This window comes from Chryseobacterium sp. C3, assembly GCF_014218905.1.
GTDB classification, from domain to species: Bacteria; Bacteroidota; Bacteroidia; order Flavobacteriales; family Weeksellaceae; genus Chryseobacterium; species Chryseobacterium mucoviscidosis.
The window spans coordinates 1-1,170 of the sequence record NZ_JACLCU010000026.1 but is presented as its reverse complement, the minus strand read 5'-3'; the positions used below and the strand labels follow the sequence as shown (position 1 = coordinate 1,170).

The window sequence follows — 1,170 nt, the reverse complement described above, 5'->3', positions numbered from 1 at the left end:
GGTTTAATAGTCAAAAATAGTTGGTAAAATTCATCGTACTGCCGATTGTTACTGATGATATATAAAGTTTATTGAACTTTGTTTCAATAAACTTTTTTTATGGCTGAAAATTCAAAAAAAATCGTTGCTGGAGTTGCAAAAGTCTGGATGTGATTTCTTGGGGAAAGCAAAACGGAAAGCGTCGTTTTAAATGTAAAAACTGTGGAATTTATTTTACTTCGGAGAATAAGTCTGTGGGGCTAAAAAACAAAGAAATTTGGTTCAAAAAATGGATTGTTGGGAAACAGACTTATGAGCAGATTTCAGCAGAATCTGCGGTAAGTACTCTTCAACGGTATTTTAACGTGATGCTTAGTAAAGCTCCAAAACTCAGTTACAACCAGAACAAGGAGGTTTATTTACTGATTGACGGCACTTATTTCTCCAATGAAATCTGTTTGGTGATTTACAGAGATAATGTTTTTAAGCAAACCCAGCTTTACAGAATTACGGACGGTGAGCATTATGAGGAACTGAAAGAGGATTTGGAAAACATCTTGAATTTAGGAATAAAAATTGGCGGGATAACCTGCGATGGCGACAAATCTCTACTGAAAGCTATCCGTAAAGTTTGTCCGAAAGTTCCTGTCCAGAGATGTTTGGTGCATATTCAGAGAATGTGCAAAATATGGCTTTCGGCTTATCCAAAGTCTGCAGCGGGTTTTGAGTTGCGAGAAATTGTCTGCAAGATTCATTTTATCGACAATGAAGTTAAAAAGCAGTATTGGATCAAAGAATTTTTAGATTGGTCTGAGAAGCATCACGAATTTTTGAATGAAAAATCATACAGTCAGGAAACCGGAAGATATTGGCACACGCACAAGATGGTAAGAAGATGTTTTTCGGCTATCAGGAAGGCTTTACCCAATATGTTTATGTTTCTGCAAAATCCTAAAATACCTAAAACAACCAACGGCATAGAGTCTTTTTTCGGTCATCTGAAAGGCAATCTCAATATTCATCGGGGACTTACCAAAAGCCGAAGAAAGAAGTTCATCCAATGGTATCTTTTCTATAAAAATCTAAAGTCGTAAAAGTTTTTTTAAGCCATAGAGCTGTTCCAATAATTTGCAAAAAAGGATGGCAAAGCCATCCTCTAAACTATTGTTTACAGCGTTGATTGTATTGCTG

At 36.0% G+C, this 1,170-nt stretch carries 1 protein-coding gene; it reads left to right on the top strand.

Features of this window, described 5'->3' with window-relative positions; genetic code table 11:
- The first annotated feature begins 149 nt into the window (after positions 1-149).
- The gene (locus H6W53_RS21385) at positions 150-1,073 is read left to right on the top strand and encodes a transposase (RefSeq protein WP_317169767.1); all 924 of its coding nucleotides are present in this window, start codon (positions 150-152) and stop codon (positions 1,071-1,073) included.
- The last annotated feature ends 97 nt before the right edge of the window (positions 1,074-1,170 follow it).